The sequence below is a fragment of the Sphingomonas sp. Leaf339 genome (assembly GCF_001426195.1).
Lineage (GTDB): Bacteria > Pseudomonadota > Alphaproteobacteria > Sphingomonadales > Sphingomonadaceae > Sphingomonas.
In genome coordinates, this window is record NZ_LMRS01000001.1 from 399,753 (window position 1) to 418,891 (window position 19,139).

Genomic DNA, 19,139 nt, shown 5'->3' on the forward strand with positions numbered 1-19,139 from the left:
AAGCACAGCGATCGGAAAAAGCCAAATTGAAATACGAATTATTGACAGAGGGCGTCATCATGGCATTGGTTCGCTACGCGCCGCAGACCAGACGGCAACGATATGCAGAGGATGCGAAGGGCAGATGACGATGCGCAACACGATATGGGTCGCCGGTGCGGCGATGGGTCTGGTGCTGACGACGGTGGCCGCCGCGCCCCTGATGGCTCAACAGGCAATGGCCGGGCAGACGGCGGAGCAGCAACTGTCGCCCGTGGCCCACCCCGCACAATGGCCTCTCCTGAACCTGAAGCGCAAGCCCGATCCCAAGGTCGAGGCCCGCGTCGATGCCCTGCTGAAACGCATGTCGATCGAGGACAAGGTCGGCCAGTTGCTTCAGGTCGACATCGCCAGCATCACGCCCAAGGACTTTGAAACCTACAAGCTCGGCTCGATCCTGAACGGCGGCAATTCGGCCCCGAACAACGACGAACTGGCTCCTGCGCCCGAATGGCTGAAGCTGTTCGACGCGTTCTACGACGCCTCGGTCAAGCGCACCGACGGTCGCCCCGTCGTCCCCGTCATCTGGGGGACCGATGCGGTCCACGGTGCCAACAACATCGTCGGCGCCACGCTATTCCCACATAATATCGGCCTTGGCGCGATGCGCGATCCCGCGCTTATCAAGCGCATCGGTGCCGCCACCGCCGCTGAAACCGCCGCGACCGGCATCGACTGGAGCTTCGCGCCCACCGTCGCCGTCGTGCAGGACGATCGCTGGGGCCGCACCTATGAAAGCTATTCCGAGGACCCCGCGATCGTCGCTTCCTATGCCGGCCAGATGGTCGAGGGCATCCAGGGTGTCGTCGGTCAGGATTTCATGAAGCCCGGCCATGTCATCTCCTCGGTGAAGCATTTCCTGGGTGATGGCGGCACCGGCGGCCGCGATCAGGGTGACACCCGCGTTCCTGAAGCGGTGCTGCGCGACGTCCACGCCGCCGGCTATCGCACCTCGCTGGAGGCCGGTGCGCTCACCGTAATGCCCAGCTTCTCCAGCTGGAACGGTGAGAAGATGACCGGCAACAAGAGCCTGCTGACCGGTGTGCTGAAAGAGCGTTGGGGCTTCGACGGCCTCACCATCGGCGACTGGAACGCGCATGGTCAGGTGCAGGGCTGCACCAACGAGGATTGCCCGGCCGCGATCAACGCCGGCCTCGACATGTTCATGTATTCCGGCCCCGGTTGGAAACAGCTCTATGACAACACGTTGCGTGAGGCGAAGTCGGGCGAGATCACGGCCGCGCGCCTTGACGACGCGGTCCGCCGCATCCTGCGCGTGAAGGTGCTGGCCGGCACGTTCGAGGCGGGTCGCCCCTCGTCGCGCCCGACCGCGGGCAAGTTCGACCTGCTCGGCAGCCCCGAACACCGCGCGATCGCGCGTCAGGCAGTCGCCGAATCGCTCGTCCTGCTGAAGAACAACGGTAGCGTCCTGCCGCTGAAGGCCGGCGCCAACATCCTCGTCGCCGGTCGCGCGGCGGACGATATCGGCGTCCAGTCGGGCGGCTGGTCGATCACGTGGCAGGGGACCGACGTGAAGAACAAGGATTTCCCCAACGGCCAGTCGATCTGGTCCGGCATGGATCAGGCGATCCGTGCCGCCGGCGGCAAGGCGACGCTCTCGACGGACGGCAGCTATGCCGCGAAGCCCGATGTCGCCGTCGTCGTGTTTGGCGAAACCCCCTACGCCGAATTTACCGGCGATCGCCCGACGCTCGAATACAGTCCGGAGGACAAGTCCGACCTCGCCTTGCTGAAGAAGCTGAAGGCGGCGGGCATCCCCACCGTCGCGGTGTTCCTGTCGGGCCGGCCGCTCTGGGTGAATCCGGAAATGAACGTCGCCGATGCCTTTGTCGCCGCGTTCCTGCCCGGCACCGAGGGGGGCGGCGTCGCTGACGTGCTGGTCGCTGGCAAGAACGGCCGGCCGCAGCGCGACTTCCACGGCAAGCTCAGCTTCAGCTGGCCGAAGCGGCTCGATCAATATGTCCTGAACAAGCGCGACCCGAACTACGACCCGCTGTTCCCGATCGGTTACGGCCTGAACTATGCCGCGCCAGCGACGGTGGCGAAGCTGGACGAGGCGCGCCCGGCCGTGACTAGCGGCGACCAGAACGCGCTGTTCACCCGCGGCCGCGCCGCCGCCGGTGCCCGGCTGGAGACGACTGGCGCCGTCGTCCTGACCCGCACCGATCGCAGCGCGCAGGAAGACTCGCTTCGCCTCGCGTGGAGCGGCACCGGCAAGGGTCGTCTCGCGGTCGAACAGGCGATGCCGATCGACGTCAGCCGCGAAAGCAACGGCCAGCTCAGCATCGTCGTCGATTACCGCCTGCGCACGAAGCCAACCGGCCCGGTGACGATCGGCATGGAGGGCGGCAAGACCGCCACCGTGCCGGTCGGCGGCGCGCTGACCGCGGCGGCAAACAGCTGGGGTACGATGGCCGTGCCATTGCATTGCTTCGCCGATGGCGGCGTCGACATGAAGAAGGTCACGCGCAGTTTCATGATGGAAACCGCCGGCAAGCTCGACATCGATATCTCGGGCATCCGTATCGCCAGCGCCCCGCCGGGGCCGGTCAGCTGCGGGGCGAACTAGGCCCGGACAACCGATTGCAATCTTTGCATGCTGAATAATGCATAAAGCAATTGATTTAATGTTCGCTGCACTGCAAAAGGAACTCGCCTTTCAGGCATCCTCTCCTAAAAACTTTTGGCCGGGCTAGTCCCGGCCTTTTTTTGTTGGAAGCCCGGCCATACAAGGACGGGCAAGGGTTCCGAATGTCCGGTCACCGTCGTTTGGATGGAACCGGTTTAGGCCTAACTTTAGCCTAACTTTCCAGCGATCAGCCGCCCCGCATCAGGTCGATCAGACCCAAAGCCGCCACCGTCGTCGCATCCTTGATCGTGCCGTCCCGGATCATCGCGATCACCGCCTCCCGCGCGAAAGTGCCACTGACGAGGCCCTGTTCCTCCACCTCCAGCGCCGTCTCCGTCCGGGTCAATTCCTCCGCCAGGAACACATGGCACCCTTGCGTCGAGTAACCGACCGCGGTGAACAGATGCCCGATCCGGGTCATCCGCCCCGCGACCAATCCCGTCTCCTCGCGCAGTTCTCCGCGGGCCAGCTCGACCGGATCGGCGTCTGGTGCATGCTCCCACGCCCCTTGTGGAAACTCCCAGTACCGGCCCTTCACCGGATACCGGTACTGCTCCACCAGATGCAGCGACCCATCCGCATCCACCGGCACGATCACCGCGAAGTCGGGCTTCTCGACCACGCCGTAAATGCCGGTCGATCCATCCGCCCGCCGCACCTGATCCTCGCGGACATGCATCCAGCGGTTGCGATAGGCCGTGCGGCTTTCGATCGTCTCGATCTCATGGGTCGTCATCGGTTCACCTCGATACTGGCCGCCACATCGGGCGCATCGCGCAGGCTGACGGGCAGGGGGCCGCTGGCCGGCTTCGGCGCGGTCAGGCTGTCACCGGTAAAGCCCTCCGGCACCGCCACACCGCCCACCGATCGCAGCAGAAACAGGTCGCTGCCCGTGACGATACAACTGTCCTTGCAGGTCATCGTCCGCAACGTCGGCACCCGAACCAGCGTACCCAGTGGTTGCCAGTCCCCCGCTGCGCCACTCTGCACCAGCCGGAACCGCAACGCCCCCGCGCCCGGCACCGACCCCGGCATCACGCTGACGACCGCCACCTGCGGGTCCTGCAAGCTGACCCCGACCGCCGTCGTCGCGTCACCGCCGGTCGCGATCTCGACGCGGTCATCCGGTGCGAACCGTGTGCTACCCGCCGCCCGCAGCGAAAAGGTGAGGCGGCCATATTGCGATACCACCCCCTCTGGCAGCGCAATCGCGACGGGCGCCGCCGGCACCGTGACGCTCCGCCCGATCAGCGTCGCGGCCGGGCGGGGCGGGGCCACCGTCACCCGCGCATTGACGATCCGCTTGTCGACCAGCGTCACCTTGCCCGTCTTTGCATCGCCCACCGACAGCGCCGGCGACGCATCGGCAGTCAGCGTTAGCCGGTCGCCCCCCTCCACCCGCGCCAGCGCGCCGGGTACGAAGCGGGTGCCGTCGATCGTCAGCGCCGCCACCTTGTCCAGCCGCGCGCCTGCCAGCACACCCGACCGGTCGCCGGCATGTAGGGTGAACGAATCGATCCGGCTCGCCTCGGCATAGGCGGTCAGCTTGAGTTCGATCGGATCGGCCACACCATATTGCCCGATCCGCACCGTGACCTCGCCCGGCGGCACGTCGCCCAGCGGCAGCTTCGCCGTCAGCCCATTGGCGCCGCGCTGCTCCCACGTCACCGCCCGCGTACTGCCGCCCGGCAGCTTTACCTCGATATTCGCGACACAGGCCGGCGCCGCGCCCGTCAGCACCAGCGCATTGTCGCGTCCCGCCACCAGCGTCGCGCCGTCAACATCGGCGGGATGCCATGACGGCCCTTGGGGGCTTTGCAACGCAAACCGGGGACCATCGAAGGGGACGAAGCCCCAGTCGCCATGCAGCCGCCCGGTCAGTTCCGGCTCGAACGCGGCGGCGCGTGGCAGATCGCCCTTCACCACGAAACCGCCCTTCTCCGCATCCGCCACCACCGGCAGATCGATCTCGCGGCCATCCCGACCCGCCACGCGCAGCGCGACATTGCGGGCATAGCGGGTGGCATAGATCAGCGGCGCGCCCTCCACCGGCAACGCCAGTCCCGGCCGTGCCAGACAATATCGCGCCGCCGGCTCCGTGGCTCTCAGAGGCGGCAGGGACACAGGCCCAACCGGTGGCAGCGCCGCGACCAGCACCGATTGCGGCTTGTTGAAAGACGGCGCGGCATTCAGCAGCAGCGCCAGCGCATTGCCGTCATGCGTCGCCAGCGCGGGGATATATTGGTAATTTGCGGTCCGAAACGCCCCCAGGATGCGCGCCACGTCGCGCACCACGCCGATGTACGGACTGTAATAACCCAACCCGCCCTGCGGTGTGGCCGCCACCTGAAACGCGAGATCGGTCGGCGTGCCGGTCAATGCCTCGGCCAGCGAGCTGCTATGCCCGTCGCTCAACACCAGCGAGTCGCGACCCGCGGTAAGGCAGCCCGCCTGCAACTCCGCCGGTTTCGCCAGACAATCTGCCTTCAACTGGATCGCCAGACTGCGCGCGAGCAAGGGGGAGGCGACCTCGACCCGGCTACCACCCTCCGCATCGCGACGGTTGATCCCGGCGACGTAGGTATCGAGCCGCGCCCGGTCGAGCGCCGCCTGGTTCAGGTCCTGAGACGCCCGCACGAATGCTCCCGGCCGTCCCCGCACCGCACCGATCAACGTCCCGAAATCACCGCCTGTCTCCGGCGCCAGGAACGCGACGACCTGTTGCGCGCCCTTCGGCACGGTCAACCGCAAGTCACGCTTCTTGGGCTTCCACGTCTCCGCCTTGAAAAACCAGTTCTTGGGCGGCGGGTTGGTCGCGCCACGCAGGAAACCGACGACCAGCAGATAACGTGCACCCTGATCGACCGGCAGGTCGGCGCGGACCAGCACTTCATCGCCCGCCGACAGATTGGGCACCTGCGTGATCGGCAAGGTGACGCCGCCATGCTTCACCGTCATCGTCAAGCGCGGCCCTGCCAAATCGAATGCGGCGACCTCCGCCCGGCCATCGCGGCTCGATATCAGCGCGCAGGCCGCAGCCGCGATGCCGCCGACCATCCGTCTCGTCATCATCATGCCGATCGCCTTACCCGCCGGACATCGCATCGCAAACCCGGCCATGTCGCTCTCCTTGCACCGGAGCATGTGTTCGCCGTAGGGCCGCGCCATGGCCAAACTGCGCGCGGACCAGATGCTCGTCGACCGGGGCCTCGTCGAATCGCGGGCACGGGCGCAGGCGCTCATCATGGCGGGGCTGGTCTTCGCGGGTGATCGCAAGATCGACAAACCCGGCCAGCAGCTGGCGGACGATATCCTGCTCGACGTCCGGGGCCGCGACCATCCTTGGGTGTCGCGGGGTGGTATCAAGCTGGCGCATGGCCTCGATCATTTCGGCTGGGACGTGACGGACGCGGTGGCGATCGATGTCGGCTCGTCCACCGGCGGATTCACCGACGTGATGCTCCAGCGTGGCGCCGCCCGCGTCTATGCGATCGACAGCGGCACCAACCAACTGGCGTGGAAGCTACGCCAGGACGACCGCGTCGTCGTTCATGAACAGACCAGCGCCCGCATCGTGACCGCGGCGCACATACCCGAACCGATCGACCTGATCGTCTGCGATGCCAGCTTCATCGGTCTGACCAAGGTGCTGGAACGCCCCCTGAGCTTCGCCGGACCGAAGGCCCGTCTATGCGCGCTCATCAAGCCGCAGTTCGAGGCGGGGCGCGAGGAAGTGGGCAAGGGCGGGGTCGTCCGTGACCCCGCCGTGCATACCCGCGTCTGCGAAGCCGTGACGGATTGGCTCACCGAACAGGGCTGGCACGTCATAGGCGTGGTGCCGAGTCCGATCACCGGCCCGGAGGGTAATATCGAATTCCTGATCGGTGCGATCCGCGGCTGACCACGGCGGACATTTCCGCCCCCAAGGTTTACCGATCGACGACGTTGCGGCAGGAAGATGCGGGAGCCTCCCGACGGGCGGCAACGACGGAGGTAGTGTGAGCGCGATCGCATCGAAGGGGCAACTCCGCATGTCGTTGCTGCGCTGGGCAGTGGTCACGGTGCCGCTCGTTCTGCTGCTGGGTTTCGCATCCAGCAAGACGGCGCCGGCGGGTTCCGACAATCTCTGGTATCAGGCGCTGGCAAAGCCGGCGCAGACGCCGCCCGATTGGGTTTTCCCGGTCGCCTGGACGACGATCTACATCCTGATGGGCGTGGCGGTGGCGATCGTGCTGAACGCGCGCGGCGCGCGGGGGCGGGCGCTGGCGACGGGATTGTTCATGCTGGGGTTCGCGCTGTCGCTTGGCTGGATGCCCCTGTTCTTCGGCGCCCACCGGGTAACGGCAGCAATCGGCCTGATCTCGGCGATGATCGTCTTCGGCATCGGCACCACCATCGCCTTCGCCCGCGTACGGACAATCGCGGCGTGGTTGATGGTACCCTATCTGGTATGGATCAGCTTCGCCGGCGTGCTGACGTGGAGCATCGACCAGATGAACCCCAACGCCGAAACCCTTGTGCCGTCGGTTCGTACATCCCAGATGTTGTAACGATACCGATCTATACAGGGATACCGCCATGCAATCCGACAACCGCATTTTCGACGATCTGTCCAAATTCGTGAACGGGGCGGCAGGCACCATCGCGGGCATGGGTCGCGAGGCGGAGTCGAGCGCGCGCACCCGTGCCCGTGAGTGGATCGGCGGCCTAGATTTCGTCAGCCGCGAAGAGTTCGACGCGGTGAAGGCGATGGCGGCGGCGGCGCGTGATGAGGCCGATGTCCTGCGCGCCCGGCTCGACGCGCTGGAAGCCAAGTCGAGCGATCCGCTCCCCACCGCCTGAACGCGCCGGGGCGGCCTTGGCTGCCCCTACGATCCCGATATCCCGCGCCACCGCTTCCCCGCGGTACGTACACGTGCGAAAAGGAGCCGATGCTCAACCAAGCCGATCATGACGAGGACGATGCCGCCCCCATCGATATGCTCGAAGCCTATTACGCCGCGCATAGCTGGGAGCACGAGCGTCAGGACGATGAGATCGTCGCGTCGGTAAAGGGCAGTTGGGCCACGTACGAGTTACGCGCCTTGTGGCGCGAAGACGACAGCGTGCTGCAGTTTCTCGCCTTCCCCGATATTAAGGTGGCCGACGATCGTCGCGCTGCGATTTATGAGACGATCGGGCTGGTCAACGAGCAGCTTTGGATCGGGCATTTCGAGCTTTGGTCGTCGAGCGGGATCTTATTGTTCCGTCATGCTGCGATGATCGACGGTGATGAGGATCGCACATTGACGTTGGCTGGCGCGGAACTCCTGGTCGAATCGGCGATCGAGGAGTGCGAGCGCTTCTATCCGGTGTTTCAGTTCGTCCTGTGGGGTGGCAAGAACCCCAAGGAAGCGCTAGCGGCTGCGCTGGTAGAGACGCAGGGCGAGGCATGAGCGCCCCGGGTCTGCCTGCTGGACCGCTGTGGTCGATCGGTTGCGGCAATATGGGCGGCGCGATGCTGCGGCGCTGGATCGCAGCAGGACTCGATCCGGCGAGCGTGACGGTCGTGACGCGCAGCGGTGGGGGAGTACCGGCGGGCGTTCGCTCGCTGACGGCCATTCCGGCCGATGAACGCCCTGCCACGCTGATGCTGGCGGTGAAGCCGCAGCAACTCGACATCGTCGCGCGGATGCTGGCCGGGCTGCGACCCGCCATGCTGGTGTCGATCCTGGCGGGGGTCGAGGTTTCGGCGCTGGCGCGGCGCATCCCGGCGGATGCGATCGTGCGGACGATGCCCAACTTGCCTGTGGCGATAGGGCAGGGGGTGACGGCACTCTACACGGATTCGTCCGACCCTGCCGTCCGCGATGCCGCCTATGCGCTGGCGGCCGCGCTCGGCCACGCCGAGTGGGTCGCAGACGAAAGTGCGTTCGATGCGGTGACGGCACTGGCGGGCTGTGGTCCGGGCTTCGTGTTCCGCTTTGCCGATGCGCTGGCGGAAGCGGGTGAGGCGCTGGGTCTGCCTGCCGAACAGGCCCGACGGCTGGCGCTGGCGACGCTGGCAGGCTCAGCGGCGATGGCGGTCGCGGCTGACGATCCGCCTGCGACCCTGGCCGATCGCGTCGCCAGCCCCGGTGGATCGACCCGCGAGGGGCTCAACGTGCTGGACGCCGATCAGGCGTTGATCCGATTGATGACGGCCACATTGGCGGCGTCTGCCCGGCGTAATGCGGAGATGGCATCGGCCGCGCGCGGCTGACGATCGGCGAACTCAGCGGCGCAATGCCTCCACCTGCGGGCGGCCGGGCTCCGGGATCAGTCCTTCGAGCACCGCCCAGAAGCCCGCCACGGCGGCGGGGCCGGCACTGGAATAGGCCTCGGAAATCTTCTGCCGCGCCGCCTCGAACAACTCACTTTCCAGTTTACGACCCGATTCGCTCAACCGCAGCAGACGCTGGCGCCGGTCGCGATCACCCGGCCGGTTCTCCACTAAACCGCGGTCGGTCAGCTCGTTGAGCACACGCCCCAGCGACTGTTTCGTGATCGCCAGTAACGACAACAGCTCGCTCACGGTCAAGTCGGGCTTGCGGCTGATAAAATACAACGCCCGGTGATGAGCCCGGCCCAGTCCCTGCGTCGCCAAATCCTGATCGATTGACCGGTTGAGGTAGCTATGACCGAAGTATAAGAGTTCCAGGCCGCGGCGCAGTTCGGGCTCGCGAAGGAATTGGGCGGGTGCGGAGTGTGCTGGGGCAGCCATGTTGACCCGTCTAACCAGCCCTCATACGCGTCCGCAACCCATCACGAACGAGATCGTCGCGAATGTCTGTTCCTCAACCTTCCGTTTTCCGCCTCGATGCCCATTCTGCGCCTGTCGCGGCGGCGGAGCGCGCCGAGCGTCTGATCGATCCCGGCTTCGGTCGCGTCTTCACCGATCACATGGCGGTCATCCGGTTTTCGGACGCCAAGGGATGGCATGACGCGCACATCACCGCCCGCGCGCCGCTGGCGATCGATCCGGCCTCGTCCGTGCTGCATTATGCGCAGGAAATTTTTGAAGGGATGAAGGCGTACCGGCTGGCTGATGGCGGCACGGCGCTTTTCCGCCCCGAAGCGAATGCCGCCCGCTTCCGCGATTCGGCGCGCCGGATGGCGATGGCGGAACTGCCGGCAGATTTGTTCATCGAATCGATCGAGCGGCTGGTCGCGGCCGACCATGACTGGATTCCGAACGGCGACGGCGCGCTGTATCTGCGCCCGTTCATGTTCGCGTCCGAGGTGTTCCTGGGCGTCAAACCCTCGGCGGAATATCTCTATATGGTCATCGCTTCGTCGGTCGGCGCCTATTGGAAGGGCGGCGTGCGGGCGATCAAGGTCTGGGTCAGCCGCGAACACACCCGTGCCGCGGCCGGCGGCACCGGGGCGGCCAAGTGCGGCGGCAATTACGCCGCCAGCCTGATCGCGCAAAAGGACGCGATCGCGCGCGGTTGCGATCAAGTGGTGTTCCTCGACGCCGCCGAGCGACGCTGGGTCGAGGAACTGGGCGGTATGAACCTGTTCTTCGTCCACGCGGACGGCAGCCTGCGCACCCCACCGCTGACGGGCACGATCCTGCCGGGCATCACCCGCGATTCGCTCCTGACGCTGGCCCGCGACGCCGGCATAACCGTGCATGAGCAGCCCTATTCGATCGACCAGTGGCGCGACGATGCCAATAGCGGTCAGTTGATCGAGGCATTCGCCTGCGGCACTGCCGCGGTCGTGACGCCGATCGGTCAGGTCGCCGATCGTGACGGCGACTTCACGATCGGCAATGGTGCCGGTGGCCCGGTGACGGATCGCCTGCATCAGGCGCTGGTCGCGATCCAGCGTGGCACTGCGCCCGATCCGCATGGTTGGCTGCACCGGCTGGACTGAAGCGATTTGGTCCCCGATGCTTATCGGGGTTTCCAATGCCGCTGACACCGGTATAAGCCCGGCCGGTTGCTGGGGCGTCGCCAAGCGGTAAGGCAGCGGCTTTTGGTGCCGCCATGCGCAGGTTCGAATCCTGCCGCCCCAGCCAACGGTACCAGATAGACGATCGCTCGAAGTGCGGCGGAGCGCGGTCCGCCGCTGCCATCCTCGGCGCGCGACGCGCCGATGCGATGACCGTCGACAAGCAGGTGGCCGAGGGCGGGTTTGCCTGCGGACGCGATGTGGCCGTGGCTTGGCACGATCAGCATGCTACGGCTGATTGTATGTCAAACTCCCGAAGTAACAATGGCGCCATCGATGTGGATGGCGAAACGTACGACTGGCAACTTCAGCGTGAGCCGCAATGGTCGGATGACGATGGCTGGAAGGGCATGATCGTTTCCCTTCGGCAGCGGGACACCCAACGCGAGGCATTGCTGGAATTCCCGCCGCCCAAACGCCTGTTGAAGGGGTTGCAACGAGGGCGCCTTCAACTCGACGACGCAACGGTTTCGCGCGGGATACGAGCGGCGTTGGCGGCGGGATGGGAGCCGGTGTCGCGGGGTAAGCCGATGGTTTTTACGGTGGATGCGGAGGGTCGCTGAAGGGAGCCGCCACTTCAGCGCACTATTCTCGAATGGGTGTGGCGGCACCAGCCTTGTCGCCATCCAGTTCGGTGGCTTCGCGCACCAACTCAATCCGATCACCAGCGTCGCGCATCTGGTACAGCTTGCCGCGGGCGTTGTTGAACGGTCGGTGCAGGACCATCATCAGCGTCCCGTCCAGTCGCCGGAACAACATGCCATGCCCGCTGTCGCCGCGGACCAGCGGCGGCAATTGCTCCCACGGTCCCTCGATCCCGCCGCTCTTCGATCGCGCGATCCCCTGGACATAGCCTTGCTTGTCGTAACTGGACCATAGCATCAGCAGCACGCCGGTCCGCGTGCGGAACAGCTCCGGCCCGTCGGTGACGTAGATCGTATCGCCTTCCTTCTGCGGCTTGCCATCCGCCCATTCCGCCTCGGACGCCTTGAACAACACCCGGGGTGGGCCGGCGGCGGCAAGATCGTCAGTCAGCGGCAGCGCCTCGATCGTCCCGTCGCCAACCTGTACCCATTCATGGGCATAGACCATCCACGGCTTGCCCACCGGATCGATATAGAGAGTCCCATCCAGCGTCATTTGTCCTTGATCGACTACCGGCGCGCCACCGCGCACCAGCCGGAAAGGCCCGCCCAGCTTGTCCGCCACCGCCAAAATAGTGCTGCGACGGACTGGCTGGCGTTTGCCCTTCGCCGGCAGCTTGGCATCGTCGTTGTAGAAGGTCGCGAACAGATACCAGTGGTCCTTCCACCGGTGAACTTCCGGCGCCCACGCACCGTCGTTCGCCCAGGTGCCCGGCGGCAGCGTGAAGATCAGGCTTGGCCTGGTCCAGTGCTTCAGGTCGCGGCTGGTGTAGGCCATAATCCCGAGACGCTTGTCGCCCGTCATCCGGCGTTCGTTGCGGGTGAACAGGTGGTAGGTCCCGGTTGCGCGGTCCACGACAATCCAGGGATCGTGAAGCGGCATGTCCGGCATCAGCAGCGGCGCGGGCGCGACCGTGCGGGTGCTGCCTGGCGTCGGCATAGTCATCATCAACGCCAACGCCAACGCGATCAATTGTCGACGCATGGATTCTCCGTCTCTTGCCTGCGGATCAGCGCTTTGTCGTCACCGATCGAATATCCTGTTTAGCGGATGATTACGGCACGGAGAGTGTTTCCGGCAATGGTTGAGGAAACCGCGAAAGGAGGGCGTCGGACAGGGCGGTGGCAACAGCGGCAGGCGAACCGGCCTGCGTTTCGTCGATGCGCGCCGTGGTCGACGATCCGGACCACACCGTGTGGCCGTCGCTGCGAAGCGTGACGATCACGTCCAGACGGGTCACGACCAGCCCGCGCAACTGACGCTTGGCTGACGGCAGGCTCAGGGACAGGCCGCTTCCCTGACGGTCAAGACTGGACGCCGATGATCCGTCGCCGGCCGACGTCACGATGCCGCGCGCTGTGCGTGACACCTTCACCGTGGCCACGTACCGGCCATGGCCGGTATCCGGCAGGGGAAAGAAGCCGGTCCGCAGCATGGCATTGCCGACAGCGCCCACGAACGTCGCCATCACCGGATCGACCGCCGTCCCGGTGCCGCCTGCCACGATGGTGATCGTGCCGGGTTTCGGCACGGGAGCCTCCGCCTCCACCGGCATCAGGGTGATGGCCGCGGCCAGAAGGGCAAGATACATGCAAGGACCTTTCGTGGCTCGGTCGGCGGGTGGCAGAAGTAGCTAAACCGACACGGGCAGGGGCAATCGACCCTCCTCGCCAAAGATCCGCACATAGCGCGCAATTTCCGCAGGGTCGCCGGTCGCCTTGGCAGGATTGTCGGACAGCTTGACCGCAGGGCGGCCGTTGGCCGTCACGACCTTGGCGACCAGCGAGATGGGTTCCAGACCACCGGTGGCATCAGGCGCGCAGCCGCGGAAATCGTTGGTCAGGTTGGTTCCCCATCCAAAGCTCAGCCGCACTCGACCATGAAAATGACGATAGGTCGCTTCGATGGCTTCGACGTCCATACCGTCGGAAAAGATAAGCAGCTTGGTCGCTGGATCGCGGCCGTGCGTTTGCCACCAACGGATGATCTGCTCGCCACCGGCGATCGGCGGCGCGCTGTCGGGGCGGAAACCGGTCCAGTCCGCGACCCAATCCGGCGCTCTTGACAGGAACGATGCCGTTCCAAAGGCGTCGGGCAGAGCGATCAGCAGATTACCCCCATAATGCCGCCGCCAGTCGTCGAGAACACGGTACGGGGCCGCCGCGACATCTGCGTCGCTGTCGGCCAGCGCAGCGAGCACCATCGGCAGTTCATGCGCATTGGTGCCGATCGCCTCAAGGTCGTTGTCCATCGCCAGCAGGACGTTTGACGTCCCGATGAAGCGGTTGCCCAGACCCTCCTTCAAGGCCTCTACGCACCAGCGTTGCCACAGGAAGCCATGGCGTCGACGCGTGCCGAAATCGGAAATGACAAGATCGGGCAAGGCGCGCAATCGCTCCACCTTGTCCCACAGTTTCGCCTTTGCCCGGGCATAGAGGACGTCGAGGGTGAAGCGGCCCATGTCCCGCGTGGCGGCACGCGAACGGAGTTCGTTGATGATCGTCAGCGCCGGAATTTCCCACAGCGTGGTGTGCGTCCACGGCCCCGCGAAGTGCAGCTCGAACTGGCCATCGGCGCGACGCAGGTCGTAATCGGGAAGCTGGAAACCGGCGAGCCAGGCGATGAAGTCGGGCTCAAAGATCCGGTCCTGCCCGGCGAAGCTGTTGCCCGCCAGCCAGATCAGTTCCTTTTTAGTGAAACGCACAGTGCGCGCATGGTCGAGCTGGACGCGCAATTCGGCTTCGTCGATGTCATCGGCCAGCCTTACGGTCTTCGTCCGGTTAATAAGCGCGAACGTCGCCCGCACGTCCGGGTACAGATGCCGGATCATCTGCAACATCAGCAGCTTGTAGAAGTCCGTGTCGAGCAGGCTGCGAACGATCGGATCGAGACGAAAGCCATGGTCGTACGTGCGGGTCGCGATGTCGGTGACGGCCATGTTGCTCCCGGTGCCGGACTGATGACCTTGCCATCAATGCACGACTTCGCGATCCACGTCCCTTCGTTTCAGGCGGCGGCGTCGGGCGGCACGGGCAACGCCTCCGTCGGCTGTCTCCCGAACAGCTTCCATCCCAAAAATCCGGCGACGAGTAGGCCGACGACGACCCAGGTGAGATTCCCGAGCAGGCTTGCAACGGTCTGCACCTGATCACTGAATGCGCGACCGATCGAGACGTAGATCACCAACCAGAGCAATTCGCCGGCAACATCCAGGATGACAAACCACCGCCAGGGATATTCCGTCAGGCCACTGGTAACGTTGATCCAGGGGCCGAGTGGACCGATCAGCCATCGGCTGAAGAAAATGCCCCATCCTGCCCATTTGCGCGAATACGCCTCCGCCTGTGCGACCTTGTCGGCGCCGCCGATCCGCTTCGTCACCGCCGCCAGAAGCGGCCGACCGCCATATCGGCCGAAAGCATATCCGATCTGGTCGCCCAAAACCGCGCCGGCCGCGCCCGACAGCACGACCGGCCAAAAATCCAGTTCGCCCTGCGCCACGAACGACCCCATGGCGATCAGCGTCAGAGAGCTAGGGAAGGGCATGCCTGCCGCCGCCAGCACCATCACGCCAAAAAGCGCGGGCAAGCCATAGGTCGTCAGCAGTTCGAGAAGCTGTTCGGTCACGAGTTCGGCTTTGCCGGCCGCAAGATGTTTTCAGGCGGGGCAGGCGGCGGATACGGGGGCCGGGCGTGGACGATGGCGTAGGTCAGCCTTGCCTCGATCTCCGTCATCGAACGCCCGCTTTCCTGCGCGATGCGGCCCAATGGGCGTCGATCGGGTTCCGGCGGCAGATTCAACGCGCGGTGGAGGATATGCGGCGGGACGTGGTAGGAATGTGCGACATAGCCGATCGTCATCCAGCGCTCGATCGGCTCGTCACGGTGCGCGTTCCAATAGATCGCATCGCTGACGGTACGCACCGCGTGATAGCCGGTGAAGGCCAACACGGCGACGAACAGCGCCATGAGCAGGCGTCGCCATAACCGGTCTCGTGTCATCCGAGGGCGATCCGCGCGCCGAGCGCGGCGATCAACGCCAGCGGCATCGCCACGGCGCCCACCTTCAGGAACCGCCAGAAGCCGATATCCTCGCCCTCCCGCCGTATCGCCTGCAACCACAGGATCGTCGCCAGGCTGCCGGTGATGGACAGGTTGGGACCAAGATCGACACCAATCAGCAGGCCGTCGACGACCAATCGCGGCGGCTGAGCCTGTGCGACGGCTGTGCTGGCGACCAGGCCGGCCGGCAGGTTGTTCATCAGGTTCGATGCGAAGGCTAGGATCGTGCCCGAAACCGCCGATGCCTGCGCGGGATCGGCCGACGCGGTGCGGATCATAGCCGCGACCCAGCCGATCACGCCGGTAAGGTCCAGCGCCTCGACCAGCACGAACAGCCCGGCGACCAGCGGCAACACGCTCCATGAGATATCGCGCAGCAACGCGATCGGCGACGTGCGAGCGATCGCGCAAAGCGCCAGCGTCGTGACGATGCCGGCGATCGCGGTCGGCAGTCCGAGTTCGATATCGAGCGCGGAGACGACCAGCAGCACGATCGCGGTGGCGACGATCCCGACAAAGGCGGCCTTGCCGCCTGCGGTCAGCGGCGTGCGCTCGACTTCGCTGATGCAGCTACCCGCCAGCCGCTTGCGCTCAAGCCGCCGCAGAACGAGAAAAGTGACCGCGATCGACGCCAGCGACGGCAGCGCGAACGACGCGAACCACTGGCCGAGCGGCGGCATCTTGCCGCCGTACAACACCAGATTGGCGGGATTGGAGATCGGCAACACGAAACTTGCCGCATTAGCAATCAGTGCACACGCGAACAGCAAGGGCAGCGGATCGGCCTTGGCCTTCTTGGCCGCCGCATATACGGCCGGCGTCAGCACGACTGCGGTCGCGTCGTTCGACAGGAAGGTCGTGGTGATGATGCCGGTGACATAGACGAGCGCGAACAGGCGAGCCGTGGACCCTTTGGCGTAAATGGCAGCGGTGGCGGCGACCCAATCGAACAGCCCCTCCGCCCGCGCGACCTCGCTCAGCAGCATCATGCCGATCAGGAACAGATAGACGTCCAGTCCCTTGGCCACCGCGCCGATCGCTGCGGGGAAGGGCATCAGACCGAACAGCAGCAACAGTACGGCACCCGCCACCGCCCAGATTGCCTCCGGCCAGCGAAAAGGGCGCGCGATCACGGCTGCGGTGGAGGCCGCGCAGATACCCCAAGTCGCACCTGTCGCGAGTATCACCAGCGCTTCCCGTTCTTGTTGGGGCCGAGTTGCGTGCCGGCGATGCCGTGCTCGGGCCATGCGCCGATGCTGTGAATGTCACGGCCCGGCGCGATGGGCATACCACGTCGGGGAATATCCTTTGCGCCCCGTACCAGCACTTCGATGACGTCGCGATCGGTGCCGACGCTGGCCATGACGCGATGAAGGCCGGCGTCTAGCGCGATATGCAGCGACCATTGAGCGGTGCCGGGTAAAGATGTCATCGGCCGGGCAGGACCATCGTCGACCGACAGCATCACGGGCTGTTCCGTGTTGCCGAACAATTTGGCGACGATCTCTACCTCACCGGGACGTGGAACGTGCGTCGCGTCGGCCGGTCGGGTCACCAGCCGGACGTCCGCTGGCGAGATGATCTGGACGAACGGCCATTCCCCACCCGTCTCCTTGAATCGCCAGCTCGGCACGCGGCCGTGGATCGTCGTGATCGAAAAACCGGGCTTGCCGCCGCCCTCCTCGATCTCGCCGGTCGAGCGTGTGGCGCCATAGATGACGCGGCCATCGTTGAGCAACTCGGTGTAATGCGTATGCCCGGTATCAACAAAGGCAACGCGTGCGTCGGCGAAGATGCGGGCGATATCCTCGCCATCCGCGGCCAGATCGCCGGGATAGGCGTGCATGAACACGACCGGTACCTGCCCCTCCGCCTCGGCACGTGCCAGTTCCTCGAGCAGCCGATTTCGGTGGTGCATCGTCAGCCGGAAATCGGGTCCGCCAGCGCCCGCTGAAATGATGTCGAGGAAGATGCAGCGGTGGCCGGCGATGACCTCCGCCTCCGGCCGGTTCGCCTGCGGAAAAGCGGCGTCATAATGGGCAAGGTCGCCCAGTTCGAAATCGTGATCACCCGGAATGACCCGGTAGGGCAGGCGCAGCGGGGCGAGACTTTCAGTGATGACCCGATATTGTTCGACGGTCGCGTGATTGGCATTGTCGCCGGGCAGGAAGACGAAGTGCGCCGCGTCACCGATGTGCTCGTTGATCTCGGTAACGATCGCCGTGAGCCGGGCCCGGCTCTGCCAGCCATTCGCTTCGTCCATGTGAAGATCGCCGATATGGACCCAGGTCAGGCAGGGGACTCCGGTCATTTGTGCGTCTCCGGCATGGCAGTGAGATAGAGGACGAACCCAGCGGCCGCGATACCGGCGAGCGTCAGGAAGCTGGCACTATATCCTGCCCAGACGATGATCGATCCGGCCAGCGTCGCCGATAGGGCTGCACCCAATCCGAATACGCTCGACACCACGCCTTGGCTGACGTTGAACCGACCCGAACCCTTGGTCAGGTCGGCGACGATCACGGGGAACAGCGCGCCGAAAATCCCCGCGCCGATACCATCCAGTGCCTGTACGCCGACCAGCCACCACGGATCGTTGGATACCGTGTAGAGGGCGCCTCGTGCGGCCAGGAAACCGAACGCAACCAGGAAGATGGGCTTGGTTCCCCAGCGCTCGGTGTTCCGCCCGACGACGATCGCGACCGGCACCATCACCAATTGTGCCGCGACGATGCACGCGGCGGTCAGCGACGTCGCCTTGTCGGTGCCAACGGTCCTGCCCAACAACTGGCTGACCGATGTCAGCATCGCCGCATTTGCCAGATGGAAGGTGAAGGCGGCGGCGGCAAAGATCATCAGCGGCCGGTTCTCGATCAGAGTCTTCCAGCCACTCGGCTCCTCGCATCCTTCCTCCGGTTCGCAATCGAGGCCGCGGGCGACCGCGTTGTCGATCTGATCGTTCTTCAGCCGTGCCGCGACGATGACGCTGGCGACGGTCAGCGCCGCCATCAGCCAGAAGACGACGACAGGTCCGAACGACCAGGCTAGCGCGCCGGCCAGTGCAGCCGACACCGCATTGCCGGCATGGTTGAACGCCTCGTTACGGCCGACCCGCTTGGCGAACAGCTTCGGCCCGACCAGACCCAGCGTGATCGCCGAGATCGCCGGTGCGAACACCGCACCCGCCGCCGCGGCGATCGACTGGGTGATCGTCACCATAGTGAAACCCGATACGATCGGCAGCGACAGGCTGCTCAACGTAACCAGTAATGCGGCGCCGATGACGATGCGCGGCTTGTTCTTCGCCCGATCGATCAAACCGCCGGCGGGCGTCTGAGATAGCAGTCCAACGATGCCGGCGATGGTGAGCACGAGGCCGACGGTCGCTTCGTTCCAGCCGTGCGACGGACCGCGAACGACCAACAGGTAGATGGCCAGGTAAGGCCCCAGCCCATCGCGAACGTCCGCCAGGAAGAAATTGAGCGCATCCAACGTGCGGGTGGGTGCGTGTCCGTTGGGCGATCCCGTCGTATCAGGCATGGCTGCTACAGATGCCATCATGTGTCTCCAGGATTCGCGCAACGAAATGTGGGGCGTTCGGTAGAACGCTCCAGCGGCAGCAGCCTGAACGGCGTCGTTCAGATTCGGTTTACGAAGGCTTTTAGCGAGATGTGATCGTCTCGCCGTATCGCTTCACCAAGCACATCAGTTCCGAAGCGGAACGAAAATACCGGTGGCGCGCGAGATCACGGCGAAGGCAAAGCGAC

Annotated in this window: 19 protein-coding genes and 1 tRNA gene; 9 read left to right on the forward strand and 11 right to left on the reverse strand. The window is 65.3% G+C overall.

Annotated features, from left to right (window positions below):
- Positions 1–124 precede the first annotated feature (124 nt).
- A complete protein-coding gene (locus ASG67_RS01865) occupies positions 125–2,629 on the forward strand; it encodes a glycoside hydrolase family 3 protein (RefSeq protein ID WP_082543241.1) in 2,505 nt (834 codons plus the stop codon).
- Positions 2,630–2,876: 247 nt separating this feature from the next.
- On the opposite strand, the gene ASG67_RS01870 is transcribed toward ASG67_RS01865, so the two are convergent.
- Positions 2,877–3,425: an NUDIX domain-containing protein gene (locus ASG67_RS01870; RefSeq protein WP_056524460.1), complete on the reverse strand. Its 549-nt coding sequence runs from the start codon at positions 3,423–3,425 to the stop codon at positions 2,877–2,879.
- On the reverse strand, positions 3,422–5,809 hold the full coding sequence (locus ASG67_RS01875) for a hypothetical protein (protein ID WP_235534998.1): 2,388 nt from the start codon (positions 5,807–5,809) through the stop codon (positions 3,422–3,424). The genes ASG67_RS01870 and ASG67_RS01875 overlap by 4 nt, the downstream gene beginning before the upstream one ends.
- 46 nt (positions 5,810–5,855) lie before the next feature.
- On the opposite strand from ASG67_RS01875, the gene ASG67_RS01880 reads away from it, so the two are divergent.
- From ASG67_RS01880 to ASG67_RS01900, 5 genes are all read left to right on the forward strand, one after another.
- On the forward strand, positions 5,856–6,590 hold the full coding sequence (locus ASG67_RS01880) for a TlyA family RNA methyltransferase (protein WP_056524462.1): 735 nt from the start codon (positions 5,856–5,858) through the stop codon (positions 6,588–6,590).
- Between the two features lie 97 nt (positions 6,591–6,687).
- Positions 6,688–7,239 carry a TspO/MBR family protein gene (locus tag ASG67_RS01885; RefSeq protein WP_235534999.1) on the forward strand — a complete coding sequence of 184 codons (552 nt, stop codon included), beginning with the start codon at positions 6,688–6,690 and terminating at the stop codon, positions 7,237–7,239.
- 28 nt (positions 7,240–7,267) lie between these two features.
- Entirely contained in the window at positions 7,268–7,531 is a 264-nt protein-coding gene (locus tag ASG67_RS01890; protein WP_056524467.1) for an accessory factor UbiK family protein, read from the forward strand.
- An 89-nt stretch (positions 7,532–7,620) separates the two neighbouring features.
- Entirely contained in the window at positions 7,621–8,124 is a 504-nt protein-coding gene (locus ASG67_RS01895) for a YbjN domain-containing protein (RefSeq protein ID WP_056524470.1), read from the forward strand.
- Complete coding sequence (locus ASG67_RS01900; protein ID WP_056524473.1) at positions 8,121–8,930, forward strand: pyrroline-5-carboxylate reductase family protein; 810 nt, start codon at positions 8,121–8,123, stop codon at positions 8,928–8,930. The genes ASG67_RS01895 and ASG67_RS01900 overlap by 4 nt, the downstream gene beginning before the upstream one ends.
- 12 nt (positions 8,931–8,942) lie before the next feature.
- Here ASG67_RS01900 and ASG67_RS01905 read toward each other — a convergent pair whose 3' ends face one another.
- Positions 8,943–9,431, reverse strand: a complete 489-nt coding sequence (locus ASG67_RS01905) for a MarR family winged helix-turn-helix transcriptional regulator (RefSeq protein WP_056524477.1) — start codon at positions 9,429–9,431, stop codon at positions 8,943–8,945.
- A 62-nt stretch (positions 9,432–9,493) separates the two neighbouring features.
- Between ASG67_RS01905 and ASG67_RS01910 the strand changes: the two genes are divergently transcribed.
- From ASG67_RS01910 to ASG67_RS01920, 3 genes are all read left to right on the forward strand, one after another.
- The gene (locus ASG67_RS01910) at positions 9,494–10,588 is read left to right on the forward strand and encodes a branched-chain amino acid aminotransferase (RefSeq protein ID WP_056524480.1); all 1,095 of its coding nucleotides are present in this window, start codon (positions 9,494–9,496) and stop codon (positions 10,586–10,588) included.
- Positions 10,589–10,658: 70 nt separating this feature from the next.
- A tRNA-Gln gene (locus ASG67_RS01915) sits at positions 10,659–10,733 on the forward strand.
- Between the two features lie 175 nt (positions 10,734–10,908).
- Positions 10,909–11,229: a hypothetical protein gene (locus tag ASG67_RS01920; protein WP_056526268.1), complete on the forward strand. Its 321-nt coding sequence runs from the start codon at positions 10,909–10,911 to the stop codon at positions 11,227–11,229.
- Positions 11,230–11,251: 22 nt separating this feature from the next.
- Here the strand turns inward: ASG67_RS01920 and ASG67_RS01925 are convergent, their stop codons facing one another.
- The 8 genes from ASG67_RS01925 to ASG67_RS01960 form a co-directional block, all read right to left on the reverse strand.
- Positions 11,252–12,295, reverse strand: a complete 1,044-nt coding sequence (locus ASG67_RS01925) for a glycoside hydrolase family 43 protein (protein WP_056524483.1) — start codon at positions 12,293–12,295, stop codon at positions 11,252–11,254.
- Positions 12,296–12,365: 70 nt separating this feature from the next.
- Positions 12,366–12,902, reverse strand: a complete 537-nt coding sequence (locus ASG67_RS01930; protein ID WP_056524487.1) for a hypothetical protein — start codon at positions 12,900–12,902, stop codon at positions 12,366–12,368.
- A 42-nt stretch (positions 12,903–12,944) separates the two neighbouring features.
- The gene (pncB, locus tag ASG67_RS01935; RefSeq protein ID WP_056524490.1) at positions 12,945–14,249 is read right to left on the reverse strand and encodes a nicotinate phosphoribosyltransferase; all 1,305 of its coding nucleotides are present in this window, start codon (positions 14,247–14,249) and stop codon (positions 12,945–12,947) included.
- 68 nt (positions 14,250–14,317) lie between these two features.
- On the reverse strand, positions 14,318–14,938 hold the full coding sequence (locus ASG67_RS01940) for a DedA family protein (RefSeq protein WP_056524494.1): 621 nt from the start codon (positions 14,936–14,938) through the stop codon (positions 14,318–14,320).
- Positions 14,935–15,279, reverse strand: a complete 345-nt coding sequence (locus ASG67_RS01945; protein WP_235535000.1) for a hypothetical protein — start codon at positions 15,277–15,279, stop codon at positions 14,935–14,937. Before ASG67_RS01945 ends, ASG67_RS01940 begins: the two co-directional genes overlap by 4 nt.
- A gap of 29 nt (positions 15,280–15,308) precedes the next feature.
- Positions 15,309–16,559 (reverse strand): arsenic transporter, encoded by a 1,251-nt coding sequence (locus tag ASG67_RS01950; protein WP_056524500.1) that lies wholly within the window; start codon positions 16,557–16,559, stop codon positions 15,309–15,311.
- On the reverse strand, positions 16,556–17,683 hold the full coding sequence (locus ASG67_RS01955) for a metallophosphoesterase family protein (RefSeq protein WP_056524503.1): 1,128 nt from the start codon (positions 17,681–17,683) through the stop codon (positions 16,556–16,558). Before ASG67_RS01955 ends, ASG67_RS01950 begins: the two co-directional genes overlap by 4 nt.
- Complete coding sequence (locus tag ASG67_RS01960; RefSeq protein ID WP_056526271.1) at positions 17,680–18,930, reverse strand: MFS transporter; 1,251 nt, start codon at positions 18,928–18,930, stop codon at positions 17,680–17,682. Before ASG67_RS01960 ends, ASG67_RS01955 begins: the two co-directional genes overlap by 4 nt.
- Positions 18,931–19,139: the final 209 nt, after the last annotated feature.